Origin of the sequence: Xanthobacter sp. 126 (assembly GCF_000526175.1) — a bacterium.
Taxonomy (GTDB): domain Bacteria; phylum Pseudomonadota; class Alphaproteobacteria; order Rhizobiales; family Xanthobacteraceae; genus Xanthobacter; species Xanthobacter aminoxidans.
In genome coordinates, this window is sequence record NZ_JAFO01000001.1 from 809,325 (window position 1) to 828,261 (window position 18,937).

An 18,937-nucleotide genomic window follows, 5' to 3' on the forward strand; every position below is an offset into this window, starting at 1 on the left:
GGCCGGGTGGCACCTTCGGGTTGCGACGCCGGGCCGTGGCGCGCGAGGCATGAAGCTCAGCCAGCCCGGGCGCAGCTGCGCTGCCAGGAGAGGCGCGGGCCCTGCCACGACAGGCTGATGGCCTTGCGCGCCGGGCAGGCCCGCGTCGCAGTGTCTGCCCCGCCGCGATCCCAATAGTCGCGCCACTGGTAGGCGACGTTGCGTGCCACGGGCTGGTCCGCCTTCGCCATGGCGGGAGCGGCATCGCCGGGGAAGGCACGCACGAGGTCGCCGCCACCCCAGGCGGCGATGGCGATGAAGGTGGTGGCGGCAGCCGCGATCAGGGATGAGGTCTTCATGGCAGGGTCCGGGGCAGCTCGTTGTTCGACGTCGCGTGGCCGGCTTAGAACGCCGGGCCGAGGCAGGTCGTCCCCTCAATGGAGGATGTTTTCATCCTGCTTGTACGACGCCGGGGCTGAACCCGTGCCGACACGGGCCTTTACCTTCCGTTCATCTTTTCGCGAGCGCGGCACGCGATGCTGCGCCGCCGCACCTCAAAAAGGTGGGCGGGAGCGGCTGCGATTTGAAGTTCCAGTCTTGATCTCTGCCGTTAGCCGGAGTTCGCTTGGGCTGCGGCGCGCCTTCCATGCGCCGCGGGGGAGCCGGATCCGCCCGGTTTCGATCGGCCTTGGCGGTGAATTCGGCCCCAGAACCTGTGCTGGATGCGTGCCAACTGCCCGGTCGCGACGGGCGGAGGCGCGCAGGGGAGACTGGGCAATGAACAAATACGTCGCCGAGTTCATCGGAACCGCGGTACTCGTCCTTTTCGGCTGCGGCTCCGCCGTGCTCACCGGCTACGGCTCCGCGCCCATCGGGATGCTCGCCATCGCCTTCGCCTTCGGCCTCGCCGTGACTTCCATGGCCTACGGCATCGGCCATGTCTCCGGCTGCCACATCAATCCCGCCGTCACCATCGGCGTCTGGGCGGCGGGGCGCATCCCCACCTCCGAAGTTCCGAAATACTGGATCGCCCAGATCCTGGGCGGCATCGCCGGCGCCGCCATCCTGTTCATGATCGCCTCCGGCAAGCTGGCCGGCTTCGATGTGAAGACCGCCGGTCTCGGCCAGAACGGCTGGGGCGAGGGCTATATCGGCGGCTACGGCCTCGGCGCCGCGATCCTCGCCGAGCTGGTGGGCACCTTCGTGTTCCTGGTGGTGATCCTCGGCTCCACCTCCAAGGCGGGCATCACCCAGGCGGCGGGCCTCGCCATCGGCCTGTCGCTGGTGATGATCCACATCGTCTTCATTCCCGTGACCGGCGTGTCGGTGAACCCCGCCCGCTCCATCGGCCCGGCCTTGTTCGCGGGCGGCAAGGCCATTTCCCAGCTCTGGCTGTTCATCGTGGTGCCGCTCATCGGCGCCTATCTCGCCGGCCTGCTGTTCAAGCTGAAGGTGCTGGAGGACTGATCCAGCCGCGGGCATAAAAAGGGGGCGCGCCGGTAAGGCGCGCCCCCTTTCCGTTTGCCGGGTCAGGGCTCCCGGCAAACCCCCGCTACGGGATCACGTCACTCGGCCGGTCACTTATTCCGCTGCCACCGGGCCGGCCGGGTTCTTCTGCTGCTGCGCCGTCTCCGCCGCCTTGGCGCGGGTCTCGTGCTCCAAAGCCGCCTTCACCCCCGCCCCGTAGTCGGGATGGACCTTGGTGAAGAGCGCGATCTGGCGGTCGGCGATCTCCTGCGGGATGCCGTACATGCCCGCCGCGAGGTTGTTGAAGAGGCGCTGGCGCTGGCCGGCGTCGAACAGCTCGAACAGGGCGCGGGGCTGGGAGAAGTCGTCATTGCCGATGCGGTGGCTGTAGCGCTCGGCATCGCCCGAGATCTTCAGCGGCGGCTCGGCATATTTGGCGTCCTCGGCGGCGCCGTTGAACGAGTTGGGCTCGTAATAGGCGTCGGTACTCCCGGTCATCTGCGGGAAGAACCGCATGGCGCCGTCCTTGTGGTAGTGGTGCACCGGGCACTTGGCGGCGTTCACCGGCAGGTGCTCGTAATGCGTGCCCAGGCGATAACGGTGGGCGTCCGCATAGGAGAAGATACGGGCCTGCAGCATCTTGTCCGGTGAGAAAGAGATGCCGGGCACGATGTTGGACGGCGAGAAGGCCGCCTGCTCGATCTCGTTGAAATAGTTCTCCGGATTGCGGTTCAGCTCCATGACGCCGATGTCGATGGGCGGATACTCGCCGTGCGGCCACACCTTGGTGAGGTCGAACGGATTGTAGGAGGTCTTCTCCGCATCCATCTCCGGCATCACCTGCACCTGCACCTTCCACTTGGGGAATTCGCCGCGCTCGATGGCGGTGAACAGGTCCTCCTGCGTGGATTCGCGGGTGCGGCCGACCACCTCGGTGGCCTCGCCATTGGTCCAGTGCTTGTGGCCCTGCAGGGTCTTGAAGTGGAACTTCACCCAGAAACGCTCGCCCGCCTCGTTGATGAAGGAATAGGTGTGGGAGCCGTAGCCGTTCATGTTCCGCACGCCCACGGGCAGGCCGCGGTCGGAGAACAGGATCGTCACCTGGTGCAGGCTCTCCGGCGAGAGGGACCAGAAGTCCCACATGGCGGTGGGAGAGCGCAGATTGGTCTTGGGATGGCGCTTCTGGGTGTGGATGAAGTCCGGAAACTTGTAGGCATCGCGGACGAAGAAGACCGGCGTGTTGTTGCCCACGAGGTCCCAGTTGCCCTCGGGCGTGTAGAACTTCAGCGCGAAGCCGCGCACGTCGCGCTCGGCATCCGCCGCGCCGAGTTCGCCGGCCACCGTGGAGAAGCGGGCGATCATCGGCGTCTGCGCGCCGGGCTGGAGCGCCTTCGCCTTGGTGTATTTCGAGATGTCCCCGGTGATGGTCAGCGTGCCATGGGCGCCCCAGCCCTTGGCGTGCACCACGCGCTCGGGAATGCGCTCGCGGTTCTGGTGGGCGAGCTTCTCCAGGAGTTGGTAGTCCTGCATCAGCACCGGGCCGTGCGGGCCGGCGGTGAGCGAATTCTGGTTGTCGGCGATGGGATTGCCGGCGGTGGTGGTGAGGGTGGGTCGCGTCATGAAGGGCTCCCTGCTTGGACCCGCGCCGTGACGGCGGCGGATCAACCGGGGCGCAGGATGGGCGTGAGTTGGAATAAGCACAAATCAGATTGCATTGAGTTTTCGATAAGGTAATCTTATCAGGTGCTATCCACCCGTCAGCTCCGCTACTTTGACGCCCTTGCCCGCCACCGCCATTTCGGCCGCGCGGCAGAGGAATGCGCTGTCACCCAGCCGGCCCTCTCCATGCAGATCCGCGAGATGGAGGAGATGCTCGGTGTCCGTCTCGTCGAGCGGGGGCGGAGCGGTGTGCGGCTGACGCCGGTGGGGGAGGAGGCGGCATCGCGCGCCCGCGGCGTGCTCGCGGCCCTCGCCGACATGGAACGCACCATCCGCGATCGCGGGCGCCTGCTGGAAGGGCGGATGCGGCTCGGCGTCATCCCCTCCATCGCGCCCTATCTCCTGCCGCGCCTGCTGCCGGAGATGGCGGGCCGCTGGCCGGGCGTCGAGATTGCGCTCCGGGAGAGCCAGACCGAGCAATTGGTGAACGACCTCGCCCATGGTGACCTCGACCTCGTCATCCTTTCCTTGCCGGTGGAGCACCCGGCGCTGGAGACCAAGGCGCTGTTCGAGGACCCGTTCCTGCTCGCCGTTCCCGAAAGTTCGGCGGATTTTCCGGGCGAGACCGCCGCCGCCGAGGACATCCTTGCCGCCGACCTCCTGCTGCTGGAGGACGGCCACTGCTTCCGCGACCAGGCGCTCAACGTCTGCCGCAAGGTGGATGCCCGCCAGTTGCGGCGCTTCGGCGCCTCCAGCCTGTCGACGCTGGCCCAGCTGGTCGCCAACGGGCAGGGCGTGACGCTGCTGCCGCAGATGTTCGTTGCGTCAGAGGGCGGGCGCATCCCGCGCGTGCGGCTGCTGCGCTTTCCCGGTCCCGCTCCGTCCCGCACCATCGGCCTCGTCTGGCGGCGCACTTTGCCGTTCCGCGACGACGTGGAGCAGGTCGCCGCGATGGTCCGGGCCTGCCGCCCGGCTGTGCAAGACGGCGAAGACCGGCGCTCTGCCTTGCTTTGACCCGCGTTCGCGGCTAAGCCCCGCGCAAAGACGGGGATCCTATGGCTCAGGACGGACTTTCCTACCGCGACGCGGGCGTGGACATCGATGCGGGCAACCGCCTGGTCGATCTCATCAAGCCGCTGGTGAAGGCCACCGCCCGGCCGGGCGCCGACGCGGACATCGGCGGCTTCGGCGGCGTGTTCGACCTGAAGGCGGCGGGATTTGCCGATCCCCTCCTCATCGCCACCACCGACGGCGTGGGCACCAAGCTCAAGATCGCCATCGATACCGGCGTGCACGACACCATCGGCATCGACCTCGTGGCCATGTGCGTCAACGATCTCGTGGTGCAGGGCGCCGAGCCGCTGCTGTTCCTCGATTATTTCGCCACCGGACGCCTCGCGCCGGAGGTGGGCGCCCACATCGTCGCGGGTATCGCGCGCGCCTGCAAGGCGGCCGGCTGCGCCCTCATCGGCGGCGAGACGGCCGAGATGCCGGGCATGTATCGGGATGGCGACTATGACCTCGCCGGCTTCTCCCTCGGCGCGGTCGAGCGCACCGAGCTGCTGCCGCGCAAGGATGTGGGGCCGGGCGACGTGATCCTCGGCCTCGCCTCGGACGGCGTGCATTCCAACGGCTATTCGCTGGTGCGCCGCATTGTCGAGCGCTCCGGCCTCGCTTGGACCGACGATGCGCCCTTCCACAAGGGCCAGACCCTCGGCGCGGCGCTGCTCACCCCCACGCGGCTCTATGTGAAGAGCGTGCTCTCCGTCATCCGCGGGACCGGCGCGGTGAAGGCCCTGGCCCATGTCACAGGCGGCGGCATCACCGAGAACCTGCCACGCGTGCTGCCGGCCGGCACCATCGCCCGCATCGATCTTTCCAACCTCATCGTCCCCCCGGTCTTCCGCTGGCTCGCGAGCGTTGGCGCGGTGGCGCCCGAGGAAATGCTGCGCGCCTTCAACTGCGGCGTCGGCATGGCCGTGGTGGTCCCCGTGGAGCGCGAGGAAGAGGTGGCGGACGCCTTCGCCGCCGCAGGCGAGACGGTGATCCGCCTTGGCGTCATCGAGCCAGGCACCGGCGCGGCCCATGTGGTCTATGACGGGGCCGCTGACTTCGGGTTCGCGTCATGAGCGAGGCGGCGCCGAAACGCACCGCGATCCTCATCTCCGGCCGCGGCTCCAACATGGCTGCTTTGGTGAAGGCCGCCGAGGCGCCGGATTTTCCGGCCGAGATCGCGCTGGTCCTTTCCAACCGCGAGGACGCCGCCGGCCTCGACTTCGCCAAGGAGCACGGCGTGCCCACCCTCGTGCTGTCGCACAAGGGCTATGCCGACCGCCTCGCCTTCGACGCGGCCCTCGACGCCTATCTGAAGGCCGAGGGCATCGAGATCGTCTGCCTCGCCGGCTTCATGCGCCTTCTGACCCCGTGGCTGGTGGAGCGCTGGCGCAACCGGATGATCAACGTCCACCCCTCGCTCCTGCCGAGCTTCAAGGGCCTGCACACCCATGAACGGGCGCTGGAGGCGGGGGTGCGCTTCCACGGCTGTACCGTCCATTTCGTGCGCGCCGAGATGGACGAGGGGCCGATCATCCTGCAGGCCGCCGTGCCGGTGGAAGCCGACGACACGCCGGACGCCCTTGCCGCCCGCGTGCTGGCGCAGGAGCATGTGATCTATCCCAAGGGACTGGAGCTTCTGGCCGCCGGCCGGCTGAAGGTCGCCGACGAGCGGGTGGAGATCACTGGCGCCAAAGGCGGGCTGCCGCCGCTGGTTTCGCCGGGGGTTTAATTCTCCCGGGCGGGTGCCCGCTGTCCACAGTGCTGGCGCTCCTGAGACAGGCCGAGGCGTGAGAGCCTCACGCCTCGATCTTCACCACCCGCACCTTGTTGTCGTGAAACGCGGCGCCGCCCACCGGCGCCACCGGGTCGGCCCCCGTCAGCGTGTTGATCCCCCGCCCGCCGCGATGGGCGCCGGACGGCTGTATCTGCTCGGAGACGACGACGCCGCGCCTCAGCCCGTCGAACAGGCGGACGCGCAGCTCCACCCGTCCGCGCGGGTTCTCCACCGCGACCAGATCGTCCTCGGCCACGCCCAGCCTCTCCGCGTCATCGGGATGGACCAGCAGCGAGGGCGCGCCCTCCTTCTCCTGCGAGGTGGGCGTTTCGGTGAAGGAGGAATTGAGGAAGTTGCGGGCCGGCGCCGTCACGAGGCGGAAGGGATGGACCTCGTCCGCCTCCTCGATCACCGCCCAATGGTCGGGCAGGGCCGGCATGTCCGTCACCGGGCCGAACTTGCCCGGCGCGGGGAAGGAGAGGTTCGCCCAGTCCACCGCGAAGTGGAAAAGTTTGTCGCGATGGCCGAAGCCATCGAGGAAATGGGCGGCGCGGAAGTCTTGGCCCACGTCCATAAAGCGGGCCGCCTCCAGTGCTTCCACCGGCCCCCGTCCGCTCTCGCGCAGGGTCCAGTCGATCAATTCGCGGGCGGTCATGGCGAAGCCGGGATGCTCGGCGCCGAGGCGTGATGCCAGAGCGCAGATCACGTCGTGGTTGGTGCGGCACTCGCCCGGCGGCTCGACGATCTTGGTGCCGATCTGGATGTGGGGATGCCCGCCCGCGCCGTAGATGTCGTCATGCTCGGTGAACATGGTGGCCGGCAGCACGATGTCGGCCATCCGGGCCGTATCGGTCATGAACTGCTCGTGGACCGCGACGAACAGATCCTCCCGCGCGAAGCCGCGCTTCACCTTCTCCTGCTCGGGGGCGACGGCGACCGGATTGGTGTTCTGGATGAGGAGCGCCGCCACCTTGCCGCCGCCGGCCAGCGCATCCGTTTCGCCCATCAGGATGGGGCCGATGCGGGACTGGTCGAGGGCGCGCACGGTGGGATCGAGCCGGTCGAGCCCCTCGATCATCTTCTTGCGCCAGCCATAGGTGCCGGACATGGAATGCAGCGCGCCGCCACCGAGATGCTGCCAGCTTCCGGCCACCACCGGGATGGACGCCACCGAGTGCATGTTCACCGCGCCGTTGCGGCTGCGGGAGAAGCCATAGCCGATGCGGAAATAGGAGGCGGGCGTCGTGCCCACGAGCCGCGCATAGGCCTCGATCTCGTCCACCGGCAGGCCGCAGAGCGCGGAGGCCCATTCCGGCGTGCGGGTGGCGAGATGCGCCTCCAGCGCGGCGGCGTCGCGGGCGTAGCGCTCCAGATAGGCGCGGTCGGCCAGGCCGTCGCGGAAGAGCACGTGCATCACCGCGCAGGCCAGCGCGCCGTCGGTGCCGGGGCGGATGAGGAGGGGAATGTCCGCCTGCTCCATGGTGGGCGTGCGATAGACATCCACCACCGCGATCTTCGCGCCGTGCTTCTTCCGGGCGTGGATGGCATGGGTCATCACATTGACCTGGGTGGACACCGCATTGGTGCCCCACAGGGTGATGAGGCCGGAAGAGGCCATCTCGCGCGGGTCCACGCCGGATATCTGGCCGGCGCCGGCCATGTAGCCGCTCCAGGCGGGATTGACGCAGATGGAGGAGAAGAAGCGCGAATAGCGCTTCACATGGGTCAGCCGGTTGATGCCGTCACGCATCACGAGGCCCATGGTGCCGGCATAATAGTACGGCCAGACGGACTCCGCCCCGTGCTCGCGCTCGGCCTTCAGGAGGCCTTCGGCCACCCGGTCCAGCGCCTCGTCCCACGAAATGCGGGTGAACTGTCCCGAGCCCTTGGGGCCGGTGCGCAGCAGGGGATGGGTCAGGCGGTCCGGATGGTTCGCCCGCTCGGCGTAGCGGGCGACCTTCGCGCAGATGACGCCGGCGGTATAGCGCTGGTCCTTGGAGCCGTGCACCCGGCCGATGCGGCCGTCGGCCATCACGTCCACCTTCAGGGCGCAGACGGACGGGCAGTCATGGGGACAGACGGACGGGTGGGTCGCAACCGGACTGTGGGCGGTGTGCGAAACGGTCGGGGCATGGAGGTTCATGGCCCCGAGACAATAAAGGGGGCGACGCGTTCCGTCGCCCCCTTTTCAGGTCTTGCGTCAGGAGCGGCTCAGGCGCCGTGCCCGGCCTCGGCGGCGCGGTTGCGCTCCCGGTTGCGCAGGACGTAGCCGAGCCCCGGCACGAAGAGGGCTCCGATGGTGCTGGCAACATAGTGGGGCAGGGCGGCCGGGTGCAGCCCGTCCTCCGCCACCTTAACCAGCGCCGGGTTGATGTGCTGCAGGTAGCTGAGCGCCATCACGTCGCCCACCAGCATCTCCCCCGCGATCCAGCCGAGCAGCGCCGCGCCGGCCCAGATGAGGATGGGGAAGCGCGTGAGCAGCGAGAGCAGCAGCTGCGAGCCGAAGATGATGAGCGGAATGGTCAGCAGCAGGCCGAATACGAACAATTCCCAGTGCCCGCGGGCGGCGGCGGCGATGGCCACCACATTGTCGAGGCTCATGACCGCGTCGGCGATGGCGATGGTGCGCACCGCCTTCCACAGGCTGTCCGAAGCGGCCACCTCGTGGGCATCGCCGCCGTTGTCGGTGACGAGCTTGATGGCAATCCAGAACAGCAGGAGGCCGCCCACCACCTTCAGGAACGGCACGCCGAGCAAGTAGGACACCGCCAGCGCGAACAGGATGCGCAGGCCCACCGCTGCGCCAGCCCCGAGCAGGATGCCCCATTTGCGCTGTTTCGCCGGCAGCGAGCGGCAGGCCAGCGCAATCACCACCGCATTGTCGCCGGACAGGAGCAGGTCGATCCAGATGATCTGCAGAAGGGCGACCCAGAAGGTCGGCGCGGTGAAATCCATCGTCCACTCCATGGGGTGCAGGCGGGTAATACGGCGGGGCCCTCGGGTTTGGGCGCGCCGCAGTTATTATTACGTTACGTCATGTTGATGACGCAGCAGAACTTCCGTTACGTCAATTAAGGGGCAGAAAAAAGGGGCCGGATGCGGCCCCTTTCGTCTCGATCGTCTCAGGCTGCGAGGTCGTCGTGGGCGTGCGCGCGCCGACCCTTGTACCAGCGCAGGGCCAGCGCGAGGCCGACCACAAGCGCGGCACCTCCAGCCGAAACGATGCGGTGGAGGTGATGGGTGGTCTCTTCGCCCAGGCGCTCGATGATGGCCACATCGCCGAGCAGCATGTCGCCGGCGACCCAGCCGAGCAGCGCCGCGCCGGCCCAGACCAGCAGCGGGAAGCGGTTGATGAGAGCCATCACCAGCGAGGAGCCGGCGATGATGAGCGGAATGGAGATGGCGAGGCCGAAGACCAGCAGGAACCAGTCGCCGTCGGCGATGGCGGCCACGGCCACCACGTTGTCGAGGCTCATGACGATGTCGGCCACCGCCACCGTGCCCACGGCCTTCCAGAGGTTGTCGCTGGATTGAATGGCCTCTTCGCCGCCTTCGTCAGGACTGGCGAGATCCACCGCGATCCACATGAGGGCGAGGGAGCCCACGAGCTTCAGCCACGGCAAGGCCAGAAGTGTCGCGACGATGCCGGTGAAGATGATGCGCAGGCCGACGGCCACGCCGGCACCGAGGATGATGCCCGTACGGCGCACCTTCTCCGGCAATGAGCGGCAGGCGAGGGCAATCACCACCGCGTTGTCGCCGGACAACAGGACGTTGATCCATATGATCTGGAGCAGTGCCAGCCAGAGCACTGGTGAATCGAGCGACATGATCCCTACCCCGGGCCATTAGAGCGTCAGCGTCACCGCGAGATTGTATTCTGCGTCTGGTGCGCCGTATTTTGGATTTTGACGCTACGTTATTCTGCCGGAAGGGAACGCTCAACAAAAACCGGACGCCGCGGCGCACAAATTCGATCGCGCGCCGCGGAATCCTAATCAAATACCAGTTCAGCCGACGATTTCATTGCCGGAGAAGAACTGGGCGATCTCCACCTTCGCATTGTCGGTGCTGTCGGAGCCGTGGGCGGAATTCGCCTCGATGGACTCGGCGAACAGCTTGCGGATGGTGCCCTCGGCGGCGTTCGCCGGGTTGGTGGCGCCCATCACTTCACGGTACTTGGCGACGGCGTTCTCGCCTTCAAGAACCTGCACCACCACCGGGCCGGAGGTCATGAAGGCCACGAGGTCGCCGAAGAAGGGGCGCTCCTTGTGGACGGCGTAGAAGGTCTCGGCCTCCTCGCGCGTCATGCGGATGCGCTTCTGGGCCACGATCTTGAGGCCTGCATTCTCGATGACGGCATTGATGGCGCCGGTGAGGTTCCGACGCGTGGCGTCGGGCTTGATGATCGAGAAAGTGCGCTCGATCGCCATGGGGGACCGTCCTGTCTGTTCATGGAAAAGGAATGCCGCGAGCATCCCGCGGATGGCGCGGCTCTTAGCAGGGGGGCGCCCAAGGGGCAAGGGAAGGGGCGAAATGCCCCGCCCTCAGCGGTCCTTCAGCACCCCGTCGATGGCCCGCTCCACCGCGGCGGAGGCATCGAATGCCACCGGCACGCCGAGCACCCGCGGCCAGAACAGCGGCTCCTTGATGGCCCCTAGGAATTGCGCCGCCGCCAACTGCGGATCGCTGGTGGCGAGGCGGCCTTCCCCGGCGAGGGTGGCGAAATAGGCGCCGAGGCCCTTCAGAGCCGGCTCCTTGCCCACGGCGAAATAGGCTTGCGACAGTTCCGGGAAGCGCGGCGCCTCGGCGATCACCAGCCGCAGCAGCGGCACAACGTCCGGCCGCTCCCAATGCTCGGTGAGGCGCCCCACATAGGCGCGCAATACCGCTCGGGGATCGCCGGCGGCGTCGCCGGGCAGCATGGGCGCGCGGGTGAAGTGGGACCAGGCGTCGTCGATGACCGCGGCGAACAGCTCGGCCTTGCCGGGAAAGTGCTGGTAGAGCGTGCGCTTGGAAACGGGGGCGGCCGCCGCGACGGCGTCCATGGAGGTGCCCTCATAGCCTCGCTCCAGAAACAGCCGGCGCGCGGCGGCGCGGATGCGCGGCACGGTGGTGCGGCGGTCGCGCCCCTTGCGGGCATCAGCCGGTGCGAAATCGGACGCGGCGCCCGGCACGGGCGGCGGGGAGGGACTGTCGCTTGACATAAGTACACTATACGGTGTAGTTTACATTCATGGCCAGCGCGGGTCCGCCTGGCTGTACCCTTGTTTCCCCTTCATATGAGGTCCCCCATGGACCATCGCTCCCTCGGTCGCTCGGGTCTGTCCGTGTCCGCCATCGGTCTCGGCTGCATGGGCATGTCTGAATTCTATGGGCCGAGCGACGACGAACAGTCGCTCGCGACCCTAGCAGCCGCTCTCGACCTCGGCATAAATTTCTTCGACACGGCCGACATGTACGGCGTCGGCCACAACGAACGCCTGCTCGGCCGCTTCCTGAAAGGGCGCCGCGATCAGGTCATCCTTGCCACCAAGTTCGGCAACGTGCGCGGCCCCAATGGCGAGCGCCTCGGCGTCTCCGGCACGCCGGACTATGTGCGCTCCGCCTGCGACGCCAGCCTCGAACGGCTCGGCATCGACACCATCGACCTCTATTACCAGCACCGCGTGGACCCCAAGACACCCATCGAGGAGACGGTGGGGGCCATGAAGGGGCTGGTGGAGGCCGGCAAGGTGCGCTTCCTCGGCCTCTCCGAATGCTCGGTGGCGACGCTGCGCAAGGCGCACGCGGTGCATCCCATCTCTGCGGTGCAGATCGAATATTCGCTGTGGAGCCGTGATCCCGAAGAGGAAATGCTGGCGGCCTGCCGCGAGCTTGGCGTCGCCTTCGTCGCCTATTCCCCGCTCGGCCGGTCCTTCCTGACCGGGGCGGTGACGAGCCCCGATACGCTCGCCGCCGACGATTTCCGCCGTGCCAATCCCCGGTTCAGCGGCGATGCGCTCAAGGCCAACCTCACGCTGGTGGAGGCCCTGAAGGACTTCGCCGCGGCGAAGGGCGCCACCAGCGCGCAGATCGCCTTGGCCTGGATCCTCAACAAGCAGGACAACGTGATCCCGATCCCCGGAACGCGGCGGCAGAAGTATCTGGAGGAGAACGTGGCTGCGACCCGCATCCGCCTCTCGCTGGAGGAGGTCGCCACCCTCGACGCGCTCTTCGCACCCGAGGCCGTGGCTGGCACCCGCTATCCCGAGGCCGCCATGGCCATGCTCAATCTCTGACGCCGGACGTCTGATCCGCCCGCGATTCTTGAAGGCCCGCGACCTGTTCGCGGGCCTTTCCTGTTCCCATGGGGAAAGTTTCTGGGTGGCCGCCGCGCCGGGAGGTTCACAGTCTCGATTTCACATGCTAGACACGGTGCATGTGAATATAACATTTCATCATATGTGAAATGTGAAATCGGGAGCACGTTCCATGATCACCCGCCGCGCCCTCCTCGCCACCGCGCTCGCCGGCGCGGCCGCGGCCCCGTTCGGCGCCGCGCCGTCGCTGGCCCAGCAGGGGCCGAACACGCTGCTGAACGTCTCCTACGACATCTCCCGCGAGCTGTTCACGGCCATCAACGCCGAGTTCATCCCGTACTGGAAGGAGAAGACCGGCCAGCAGCTGACGGTGAACCAGAGCCACGCCGGCTCGTCGCGGCAGGCCCGCGCGGTCATCGAGGGGCTGGAGGCGGATGTGGTCACCTTCAACCAGGTGATCGACGTGGATACCCTCGCGAAGGCCGGCTATGTGGCCAAGGACTGGGCGAAGAAGTTCCCCAATTCGGCCTCGCCCTATTATTCCTTCCCGGCCTTCCTCGTGCGCGCGGGCAACCCGAAGAACATTAAGGACTGGTCCGATCTCGTCCGCGACGACGTGAAGGTGATCTTCCCGAACCCCAAGACCTCGGGCAACGCGCGCTACACCTATCTTGCCGCCTATGCTTATGCGCTGGAGCAGAACAAGGGTGACGCCGCCAAGGCGGATGCCTTCGTGAAGAAGCTGCTGGCCAACGTGCCGGTGTTCGACACCGGCGGCCGCGCCGCCACCACCACCTTCGTGGAGCGCGACACGGGCGACGTGCTGGTGACGTTCGAGGCCGAGACCCGCACCATCGAGGGGCTCTATCCCGACAAGAAGCTCCTCACCGTCGTGCCGTCCGTGAGCCTGCTGGCGGAGTTCCCGGTGGCGGTGGTGGACAAGGTGGTGGACAAGCGCGGCTCCCGCGCCTCGGCCACGGCCTATCTCGAGTTCCTCTATTCCCCCGCCGGCCAGACGGTGGCGGCGAAGGCCTTCCACCGCGTGGTGGACCCCAAGGTGGTCGCTGAGTTCAAGGACCAGTTCCCGCCCATCCGCTTGGTGAAGGTGGAGGACGTGTTCGGCGGCTGGGAGAAGGTGCAGGCCACCCATTTCGCTTCCGGTGGCAAGCTCGACAGCCTGTTCGTGGGAAAATGACCGTGTGACGCGTCGGGCGCGGGGCGCCGCGCCGTGTCGTATTCCCGCCAGTCCGGCACCCCGCGCCGGCGCCCCTCCAGGGCGCCGGCGCTTCTGCATCTGCTATTCCCTTGAACGGCCGAAGCTTTCCGATGGCTTTGATGGGACGGCATGCAATTTGAATGGCTCCAGGGAACGCCCACCGAGCCGCGAGCCGTCATGTCCGAAGCCGCCGAAGTCGAAGTCCTCGATATCCCGCAGGTCTACACCCACCACGTCTTCTGCTGCTTCACCCAGCGGCCGCCGATGCATCCGCGCGGCTCCTGCGGGGCGAACGGTGCGCAGCCCTTGTGGGAGCGTCTGGGCAAGAAGCTGGAAGCCTCCGGCCGCCGCGACATCGCCATGACGTCCTCCGGCTGCCTGAGCTTCTGTCAGGCGGGTCCGATCATGGTCGTCTATCCCCAGGGCATCTGGTACACGCCCAAGACCCCCGAGGACATCGACGAGATCGTCACCGAGCATCTCCTCGGCGGCAAGCCGGTGGAGCGGCTCATCATCGTTCCCCGCATCTGAAAAGTCTGCGGGCAACTTCCTCACTGCTGTCATCTCCCGCCTTGTGCGGGCGATCCACGGTCGGGCCGGGACGGTTTTCCGGCAATCCGGACAGGCGGAGATGTGGATCCCCCGGACGAGCCGGGGGATGACGGCGGTCTCAGGCCGAAGGCCGAAGCAAGCCCGCGCGCCTCACGCCTTGGCGGGATCGGCGAGGCAGAAGGTGAGGCGCACGCAGGTGCCGCGCTCGCGCGGGTCGAATGTCGGCTCGCAGCCGAGCTTCATGGACATGGCCTTGACGATGCGGTTGCCGAGGCCCGTGGACATCGCCGGCTTTTCCGGCGAGATGCCGGCGCCATCGTCTTCCACGGTGAAGTCGAGCCGGTCCCCCATGCGCTTCAGCGTCACCCGCACCGGCCCCTCGCCGTCGGGATATGCGTATTTCATGGCGTTGATGACGAGCTCTGTGGCGATGATGCCCAGCGCCACGCCGCGATCGGGGTCGATGTGGATGGGGTCCGCATCGTAGGTGAGGGTGATGCCGCCGTGCTCCCGGTGCGCCGACACCTGAAGGTCGTCCAGCAGCGAGCCGATATACTGGTCGAGCGCAACGGTGGCGATCTGGTCGGAGGTGTAGAGGCGCCGGTGCACCTGCGCCACGGCGGAGACGCGGTTGCGGGCGGAATTCAGCGCTTCCTTCACCCGCGGCTCATCGGTGGCGCCGGCCTGCACGTTGAGCAGAGAGACGATGATCTGCAGCGAGTTGCCGACGCGGTGGTTCATCTCGCGCAGCAGCAGCGCGCGCTCGGCGGCCAGCGCCTCGAACCGGTCGCGGGCGGCGCGGATCTCGGCCTCCGCCGCCTCGTGGGCGCGGCGCATGCGCACCTGCTCCACCGCCAGCACGAACGCGGCGCGCAGCAGTTCGATGAAGTCGGCCTGCACCTCCTTCACCACATAGTCGGCCGCGCCCGCCTTGAGGGCGGCGACCGCAAGCCGGCCGTCCTGCGCGCCGGTGACGTAGACCACCGGCGGGGCGTTTTCGAGGGCGCGGATGGCGCGCAGGGTGGCCATGCCGTCCTGCCCCGGCATGTAGTGGTCGAGGGCAACCACGTCGAACCGCTCGGTGCCGAGCCGGGCCAGCCCGTCCTCGCCCGACAAGGCCGGCACCACCTCGAAGCCGAGGCGGCCGAGCTGGAGCTGCACCAGCCGGCCGAGGGCCGGATCGTCGTCCACGTAGAGCACGCGCAGCGGCAGCGGCGGGTCGGTTGCCGCGTCCTGTTGAACTGCCAGAGGGTCGGACACGGCGCATTCCATCAATCGGTCTCCGGCACCTGGATGACGGAAAAGAACAGGCCAAGCTGCCGGATCGCGTTGGCGAAATTCTCGTAATTGACCGGCTTCGTCACATAGACATTGGCGCCGAGGTCATAGCAGCGCTGGATTTCCACCTTGTCGTCGGTGGTGGTGAGCACCACCACGGGCGAGCGCTTGAGATGCTCGTTCTGCTTGATGCGGCCAAGAATCTCGACGCCGGTCATGTCGGGCAGGTTGAGATCGAGCAGCACGAGGAGCGCGCGCCCGCTGCTTTCCCGCCCGCTGCCGTCGGCACCGAACAGGAAATTGACGGCGCTGGTGCCGTCCCTGAAGGCGACGATCTCGTTGTTCACGCCAGCGCGCCGGATGTTCTTCTCGATGAGGCGGGCGTGGCCCTCGTCGTCCTCGATCATGATGATGGTGACGTGTTCAACCATGGTCCTTCTTTCCGGTCTCCGTGGGCAGGCGGCGCGGCACCGTCACCTTGAAGGTGGAGCCTTCGCCCAGCTTGGAATCGAGGGAGATGAGGCCGCCCATGCGCCGCACCAGCGCGCGCACATGGGCAAGGCCGATGCCTTCGCCGGGGCGGTCCTGCCGGCCCGAGCGGCGGAACAGCTCGAACACCCGGCCGCGATCCTTGGGATCGATGCCACGGCCATTGTCCTGAATGACGAAGGTGACGAAGCCGGGCGTATCCACCGCGCTCACCTCCACGCGGAGCGGCACGTCGTCCCGCCGATACTTGAAGGCGTTGTCGAGGAGGTTGGTGAAGATCTGCTCCAGCGCCATCCGGTCCGACTGGATTACCGGCAGGCGCTTGATGACGATCTCCCCGCCGGCCTCGTGCATCTGGTGGGTCATGCTGTCCCGCAGCGAGGCGAAAAGCTGGCCCATATCCACGTCCACCGGCATGAACTCCTTCCGGCCTTCGCGCGACAAGGCGAGAATGGCGTGGATGAGCCGGTCCATGCGGGTGATGGACGTCTTGATGAAGCCGAGCGCCTCCTCGAAATCAGCGGCGAGCTGTGCATCGGTCTCCGGCGCTTCGCCGGCCTGCGCCCTCAACTGGGCGAGGCGCTCGAACAGGTCGCCGCGCATGGCCTCGATCTCGCTGGTGAAGCCCATGATGTTGACGAGGGGCGAGCGCAGATCGTGGCTGACGATGTAGGCGAAGCTCTGGATCTCGTCGTTGGCTTCCTTGAGGTTGGCGGTGCGCTCGGCGACGCGCTTCTCCAACCCCTGGTTGGCGGCCTCCAGCTCGCGCTGCGCCGCCTGCAAGGCGCCGACCTGGCGGCGATTGAGGGTGAGGGCGATGGCGCCGAGGACCAGCACCACCGCAAGGCCGGCCAGGCTGACCACGGTGAGCCAGACCGTGCTGTCGTGGGAGGCGTCGGTCCGCTCGTCGAGCAGCTCGGTCTCCGCCGCCTTCATCTCCACCAGCAGCGTACCGAGGCGGGTCATGGCGCCCTCGGTGCGATCCGCCCGGAGGTCGGCGGTGGCGCCCTCCAGATCGCCCGCGGTCCTGAGCGCCATGGACCGCTCGTAGGACGCAAGGCGTTCGGCGATCAGGGTGCGGGCCTCCGCGACGCGTTGCTGCTGATCGGGATTATCGGCGGTGAGGGCGCCGATCTGTTCGAGCGTCGGCCCGGTCTGGGCCTTTGATTGCTCATAGAAGCGGGCGAAACCCTCGCGTCCGGTGATCAGGTAGCCGCGTTCGGCACTTTCCGTGCGGCGGATGAGGACCTGCAATTGGGAAACGGCGTTCATCACCTGAAGCGTATGGGCGACGCTCTCCGCATCCGACCGCGCGCGGTGGATGAGGGAGATAGACGACGCGCTGATGGCGACGAGGATGGCGAAGCCGAGCAGCAGGAGCAGCGTCGGGCCCGGTGTCGCGAAGCGGCGTTGCCAGGGGCGTGGGGCGGTTTCGGTGAGGGTGGCCGTCATGACGGGGTACCAACGGGCGGAATGGGAAGGCGCGCGCGCCAATGCGCCCGCCCGCCGAACGTGCCCGAGCGGGCCTGAACCGTGCCGCGCGCGGAAGCCGCCTCACCGAGGGCGCGAGCCGCCCATTGTCCCATTTCGTCCCGCCTCTCCGACGGCGCGGTAACAAGAAACCTCTACGGGATCAATCCGCGCCCGCTCAAGGTGTGATAAGTGCGGACTCGCTTGAAGGTTCCCCGCGTTAGCGCTTGGATGCGGCTTGAACGTCGCTTTTTTGAAGACGGAGTATCATGCCGGTCACACTCCCCGGCCGCCGACCCGACGAGGCCTCTGCCACAGCAGAGCCTGCCGACGAGGTCGCGGCCTATCTTTCCACCTACGGCGAGCCGGAGGTGGTGGAAGTGCTTCTGCCCGACACGTCCGCGGTGCTGCGCGGCAAATGGATCCCCGGCCGGTCCATCACCAAGATCTGGAAGGACGGGGTGGCCATCCCGCTCTCCATCTTCGGCCTCGACATCTGGGGCTGCGAGGTGGAGGCCACCGAGATCCACCTGGAGACCGGCGACAAGGACGGCCTGTGCTGGCCGGTGGCGGGCACGCTGAAGCCGGTGCCCTGGGCGCCGCGGCCCACCGCGCAGGTGCTCATCACCATGCATGAGCCCGATGGCTCGGCCAAAGGCGCGCCGTGGAAGCTTGATCCGCGCCAGCAACTCGCCGGTATCGTGGACCGCTTTACCGCGCGGGGCCTCGCCCCCTGCGTCGCCTTCGAGCTGGAATTCTATCTGCTGAAGCCGTCCGACGTGCCCGGCGCGCCGCCGGAGCCGGTGTTCCCCGTCACTGGGCAGGCGCGGCAGAACATGTATTCCATGTCGGACCTCGACGCCTTTGCGCCGGTGCTGCATGACATGCGCGCAGCCTGCGAGCAGCAGGGCCTGCCGGCCGATACGGTGATTTCCGAGGCCGCGCCCGGCCAGTTCGAGGTCAATCTCTACCATCGCGTGGATGCGCTCGGGGCGGCGGACGACGCCATATTGCTGCGCCGGCTCATCGACGGCGTGGCCCGGCGTCACGGCCTGCGCGCCAGCTTCATGGCCAAGCCCCTGGTGGATTTTGCGGGCAATGGCATGCATGTCCATGTGAGTCTGATGGAGACGGCCGGGGGCAATCTCTTCGCCAAGCCCGATGGCGTGGGCGACCGGGCGTTGCGGCACGCCGCCGGGGGGCTGCTCGCCACCATGGCGGACTCCACGCTTTTGTTCGTGCCCAGCTACAACGGCTATCGCCGCCTCGTGCCGGGCTCCTATGCGCCGGTCTCCATCAGCTGGGGCTATGACAACCGCTCCGTGGCCGTGCGCGTGCCCAACGGACCGCCCGCCGCCCGCCGGCTCGAGCACCGCATCGCTGGGGCGGAAGCCCATCCTCATCTCGTCCTCGCCGGCATCCTCGCCGGAATGCTGGAGGGGCTGGAGCGGGAGATCGAGCCGCCTGCGCCGCTCTCGGGCAATGCCTACGAGCACGCGGCCGAGCGCCTTTCCCCCTCCATGGAGGAGGCGGTGCGGCGGTTCTTTGCGTCCGACTTCATCGCCCGCGCCTTCGGCGAGGACTATCGCCGCATCTATGGCGTGATGAAGCGGGAGGAGCTTGCCGCCTTCACCCGGCAGATTCTACCGCTGGAATACGACACCTACCTCTGAGCACTGCGGCGTGGCCGTTTCC

At 67.5% G+C, this 18,937-nt stretch carries 18 protein-coding genes; 8 read left to right on the forward strand and 10 right to left on the reverse strand.

Annotated features, from left to right (window positions below; translation table 11 throughout):
* Positions 1-56: 56 nt before the first annotated feature.
* A complete protein-coding gene (locus XAN126_RS0103735; protein ID WP_024277261.1) occupies positions 57-338 on the reverse strand; it encodes a hypothetical protein in 282 nt (93 codons plus the stop codon).
* Between the two features lie 418 nt (positions 339-756).
* On the opposite strand from XAN126_RS0103735, the gene aqpZ reads away from it, so the two are divergent.
* Complete coding sequence (gene aqpZ, locus XAN126_RS0103740) at positions 757-1,446, forward strand: aquaporin Z (protein WP_024277262.1); 690 nt, start codon at positions 757-759, stop codon at positions 1,444-1,446.
* A gap of 114 nt (positions 1,447-1,560) precedes the next feature.
* On the opposite strand, the gene XAN126_RS0103745 is transcribed toward aqpZ, so the two are convergent.
* Positions 1,561-3,066 (reverse strand): catalase, encoded by a 1,506-nt coding sequence (locus XAN126_RS0103745; protein ID WP_024277263.1) that lies wholly within the window; start codon positions 3,064-3,066, stop codon positions 1,561-1,563.
* A 123-nt stretch (positions 3,067-3,189) separates the two neighbouring features.
* On the opposite strand from XAN126_RS0103745, the gene XAN126_RS0103750 reads away from it, so the two are divergent.
* Genes XAN126_RS0103750 through purN form a run of 3 tightly spaced genes read left to right on the forward strand, consistent with a single transcriptional unit; the run spans position 3,190 to position 5,890 of the window.
* Positions 3,190-4,119 (forward strand): hydrogen peroxide-inducible genes activator, encoded by a 930-nt coding sequence (locus XAN126_RS0103750; RefSeq protein WP_024277264.1) that lies wholly within the window; start codon positions 3,190-3,192, stop codon positions 4,117-4,119.
* A gap of 41 nt (positions 4,120-4,160) precedes the next feature.
* Complete coding sequence (gene purM / locus XAN126_RS0103755; protein WP_024277265.1) at positions 4,161-5,234, forward strand: phosphoribosylformylglycinamidine cyclo-ligase; 1,074 nt, start codon at positions 4,161-4,163, stop codon at positions 5,232-5,234.
* On the forward strand, positions 5,231-5,890 hold the full coding sequence (gene purN / locus XAN126_RS0103760) for a phosphoribosylglycinamide formyltransferase (RefSeq protein ID WP_024277266.1): 660 nt from the start codon (positions 5,231-5,233) through the stop codon (positions 5,888-5,890). Before purM ends, purN begins: the two co-directional genes overlap by 4 nt.
* A 67-nt stretch (positions 5,891-5,957) precedes the next feature.
* Here purN and XAN126_RS0103765 read toward each other — a convergent pair whose 3' ends face one another.
* From XAN126_RS0103765 to XAN126_RS0103785, 5 genes are all read right to left on the reverse strand, one after another.
* The gene (locus XAN126_RS0103765; protein ID WP_024277267.1) at positions 5,958-8,078 is read right to left on the reverse strand and encodes a molybdopterin oxidoreductase family protein; all 2,121 of its coding nucleotides are present in this window, start codon (positions 8,076-8,078) and stop codon (positions 5,958-5,960) included.
* Between the two features lie 68 nt (positions 8,079-8,146).
* Positions 8,147-8,890: a TerC family protein gene (locus XAN126_RS0103770; RefSeq protein WP_024277268.1), complete on the reverse strand. Its 744-nt coding sequence runs from the start codon at positions 8,888-8,890 to the stop codon at positions 8,147-8,149.
* A gap of 167 nt (positions 8,891-9,057) precedes the next feature.
* Positions 9,058-9,765: a TerC family protein gene (locus XAN126_RS0103775; RefSeq protein WP_024277269.1), complete on the reverse strand. Its 708-nt coding sequence runs from the start codon at positions 9,763-9,765 to the stop codon at positions 9,058-9,060.
* Positions 9,766-9,945: 180 nt separating this feature from the next.
* On the reverse strand, positions 9,946-10,368 hold the full coding sequence (gene ndk / locus XAN126_RS0103780; RefSeq protein ID WP_024277270.1) for a nucleoside-diphosphate kinase: 423 nt from the start codon (positions 10,366-10,368) through the stop codon (positions 9,946-9,948).
* Positions 10,369-10,482: 114 nt separating this feature from the next.
* Positions 10,483-11,142 (reverse strand): TetR/AcrR family transcriptional regulator, encoded by a 660-nt coding sequence (locus XAN126_RS0103785; protein ID WP_024277271.1) that lies wholly within the window; start codon positions 11,140-11,142, stop codon positions 10,483-10,485.
* Positions 11,143-11,229: 87 nt separating this feature from the next.
* On the opposite strand from XAN126_RS0103785, the gene XAN126_RS0103790 reads away from it, so the two are divergent.
* The 3 genes from XAN126_RS0103790 to XAN126_RS0103800 all read left to right on the forward strand — a co-directional run bounded on the left by XAN126_RS0103790 (position 11,230) and on the right by XAN126_RS0103800 (position 13,984).
* A complete protein-coding gene (locus tag XAN126_RS0103790) occupies positions 11,230-12,216 on the forward strand; it encodes an aldo/keto reductase (RefSeq protein ID WP_024277272.1) in 987 nt (328 codons plus the stop codon).
* A gap of 193 nt (positions 12,217-12,409) precedes the next feature.
* Positions 12,410-13,432 (forward strand): sulfate ABC transporter substrate-binding protein, encoded by a 1,023-nt coding sequence (locus XAN126_RS0103795; RefSeq protein ID WP_024277273.1) that lies wholly within the window; start codon positions 12,410-12,412, stop codon positions 13,430-13,432.
* Between the two features lie 198 nt (positions 13,433-13,630).
* On the forward strand, positions 13,631-13,984 hold the full coding sequence (locus XAN126_RS0103800) for a (2Fe-2S) ferredoxin domain-containing protein (RefSeq protein WP_024277274.1): 354 nt from the start codon (positions 13,631-13,633) through the stop codon (positions 13,982-13,984).
* 171 nt (positions 13,985-14,155) lie between these two features.
* Here the strand turns inward: XAN126_RS0103800 and XAN126_RS0103805 are convergent, their stop codons facing one another.
* The 3 genes from XAN126_RS0103805 to XAN126_RS0103815 are packed head-to-tail and all read right to left on the reverse strand — an operon-like array spanning position 14,156 to position 17,224.
* Positions 14,156-15,265: a histidine kinase dimerization/phosphoacceptor domain -containing protein gene (locus tag XAN126_RS0103805; protein ID WP_245272206.1), complete on the reverse strand. Its 1,110-nt coding sequence runs from the start codon at positions 15,263-15,265 to the stop codon at positions 14,156-14,158.
* Positions 15,266-15,276: 11 nt separating this feature from the next.
* Entirely contained in the window at positions 15,277-15,714 is a 438-nt protein-coding gene (locus tag XAN126_RS0103810; RefSeq protein ID WP_024277276.1) for a response regulator, read from the reverse strand.
* The gene (locus XAN126_RS0103815) at positions 15,707-17,224 is read right to left on the reverse strand and encodes a sensor histidine kinase (RefSeq protein ID WP_024277277.1); all 1,518 of its coding nucleotides are present in this window, start codon (positions 17,222-17,224) and stop codon (positions 15,707-15,709) included. Before XAN126_RS0103815 ends, XAN126_RS0103810 begins: the two co-directional genes overlap by 8 nt.
* 287 nt (positions 17,225-17,511) lie before the next feature.
* Between XAN126_RS0103815 and XAN126_RS0103820 the strand changes: the two genes are divergently transcribed.
* Positions 17,512-18,915, forward strand: a complete 1,404-nt coding sequence (locus XAN126_RS0103820) for a glutamine synthetase family protein (RefSeq protein WP_024277278.1) — start codon at positions 17,512-17,514, stop codon at positions 18,913-18,915.
* The last annotated feature ends 22 nt before the right edge of the window (positions 18,916-18,937 follow it).

What these genes read in the sequence shown, in the direction of transcription:
- XAN126_RS0103800 (WP_024277274.1), top strand. Translation starts at nt 13,631, where the DNA reads ATGTCCGAAGCCGCCGAAGTCGAAGTCCTCGATATCCCGCAGGTCTAC.
- purM (WP_024277265.1), top strand. Translation starts at nt 4,161, where the DNA reads ATGGCTCAGGACGGACTTTCCTACCGCGACGCGGGCGTGGACATCGAT.
- XAN126_RS0103775 (WP_024277269.1), bottom strand. Translation starts at nt 9,765, where the DNA reads ATGTCGCTCGATTCACCAGTGCTCTGGCTGGCACTGCTCCAGATCATA.
- XAN126_RS0103790 (WP_024277272.1), top strand. Translation starts at nt 11,230, where the DNA reads ATGGACCATCGCTCCCTCGGTCGCTCGGGTCTGTCCGTGTCCGCCATC.
- XAN126_RS0103815 (WP_024277277.1), bottom strand. Translation starts at nt 17,224, where the DNA reads ATGACGGCCACCCTCACCGAAACCGCCCCACGCCCCTGGCAACGCCGC.
- XAN126_RS0103820 (WP_024277278.1), top strand. Translation starts at nt 17,512, where the DNA reads ATGCCGGTCACACTCCCCGGCCGCCGACCCGACGAGGCCTCTGCCACA.
- purN (WP_024277266.1), top strand. Translation starts at nt 5,231, where the DNA reads ATGAGCGAGGCGGCGCCGAAACGCACCGCGATCCTCATCTCCGGCCGC.
- XAN126_RS0103745 (WP_024277263.1), bottom strand. Translation starts at nt 3,066, where the DNA reads ATGACGCGACCCACCCTCACCACCACCGCCGGCAATCCCATCGCCGAC.
- XAN126_RS0103770 (WP_024277268.1), bottom strand. Translation starts at nt 8,890, where the DNA reads ATGGATTTCACCGCGCCGACCTTCTGGGTCGCCCTTCTGCAGATCATC.
- XAN126_RS0103810 (WP_024277276.1), bottom strand. Translation starts at nt 15,714, where the DNA reads ATGGTTGAACACGTCACCATCATCATGATCGAGGACGACGAGGGCCAC.
- XAN126_RS0103795 (WP_024277273.1), top strand. Translation starts at nt 12,410, where the DNA reads ATGATCACCCGCCGCGCCCTCCTCGCCACCGCGCTCGCCGGCGCGGCC.
- XAN126_RS0103785 (WP_024277271.1), bottom strand. Translation starts at nt 11,142, where the DNA reads ATGTCAAGCGACAGTCCCTCCCCGCCGCCCGTGCCGGGCGCCGCGTCC.
- ndk (WP_024277270.1), bottom strand. Translation starts at nt 10,368, where the DNA reads ATGGCGATCGAGCGCACTTTCTCGATCATCAAGCCCGACGCCACGCGT.
- XAN126_RS0103765 (WP_024277267.1), bottom strand. Translation starts at nt 8,078, where the DNA reads ATGAACCTCCATGCCCCGACCGTTTCGCACACCGCCCACAGTCCGGTT.
- XAN126_RS0103735 (WP_024277261.1), bottom strand. Translation starts at nt 338, where the DNA reads ATGAAGACCTCATCCCTGATCGCGGCTGCCGCCACCACCTTCATCGCC.
- aqpZ (WP_024277262.1), top strand. Translation starts at nt 757, where the DNA reads ATGAACAAATACGTCGCCGAGTTCATCGGAACCGCGGTACTCGTCCTT.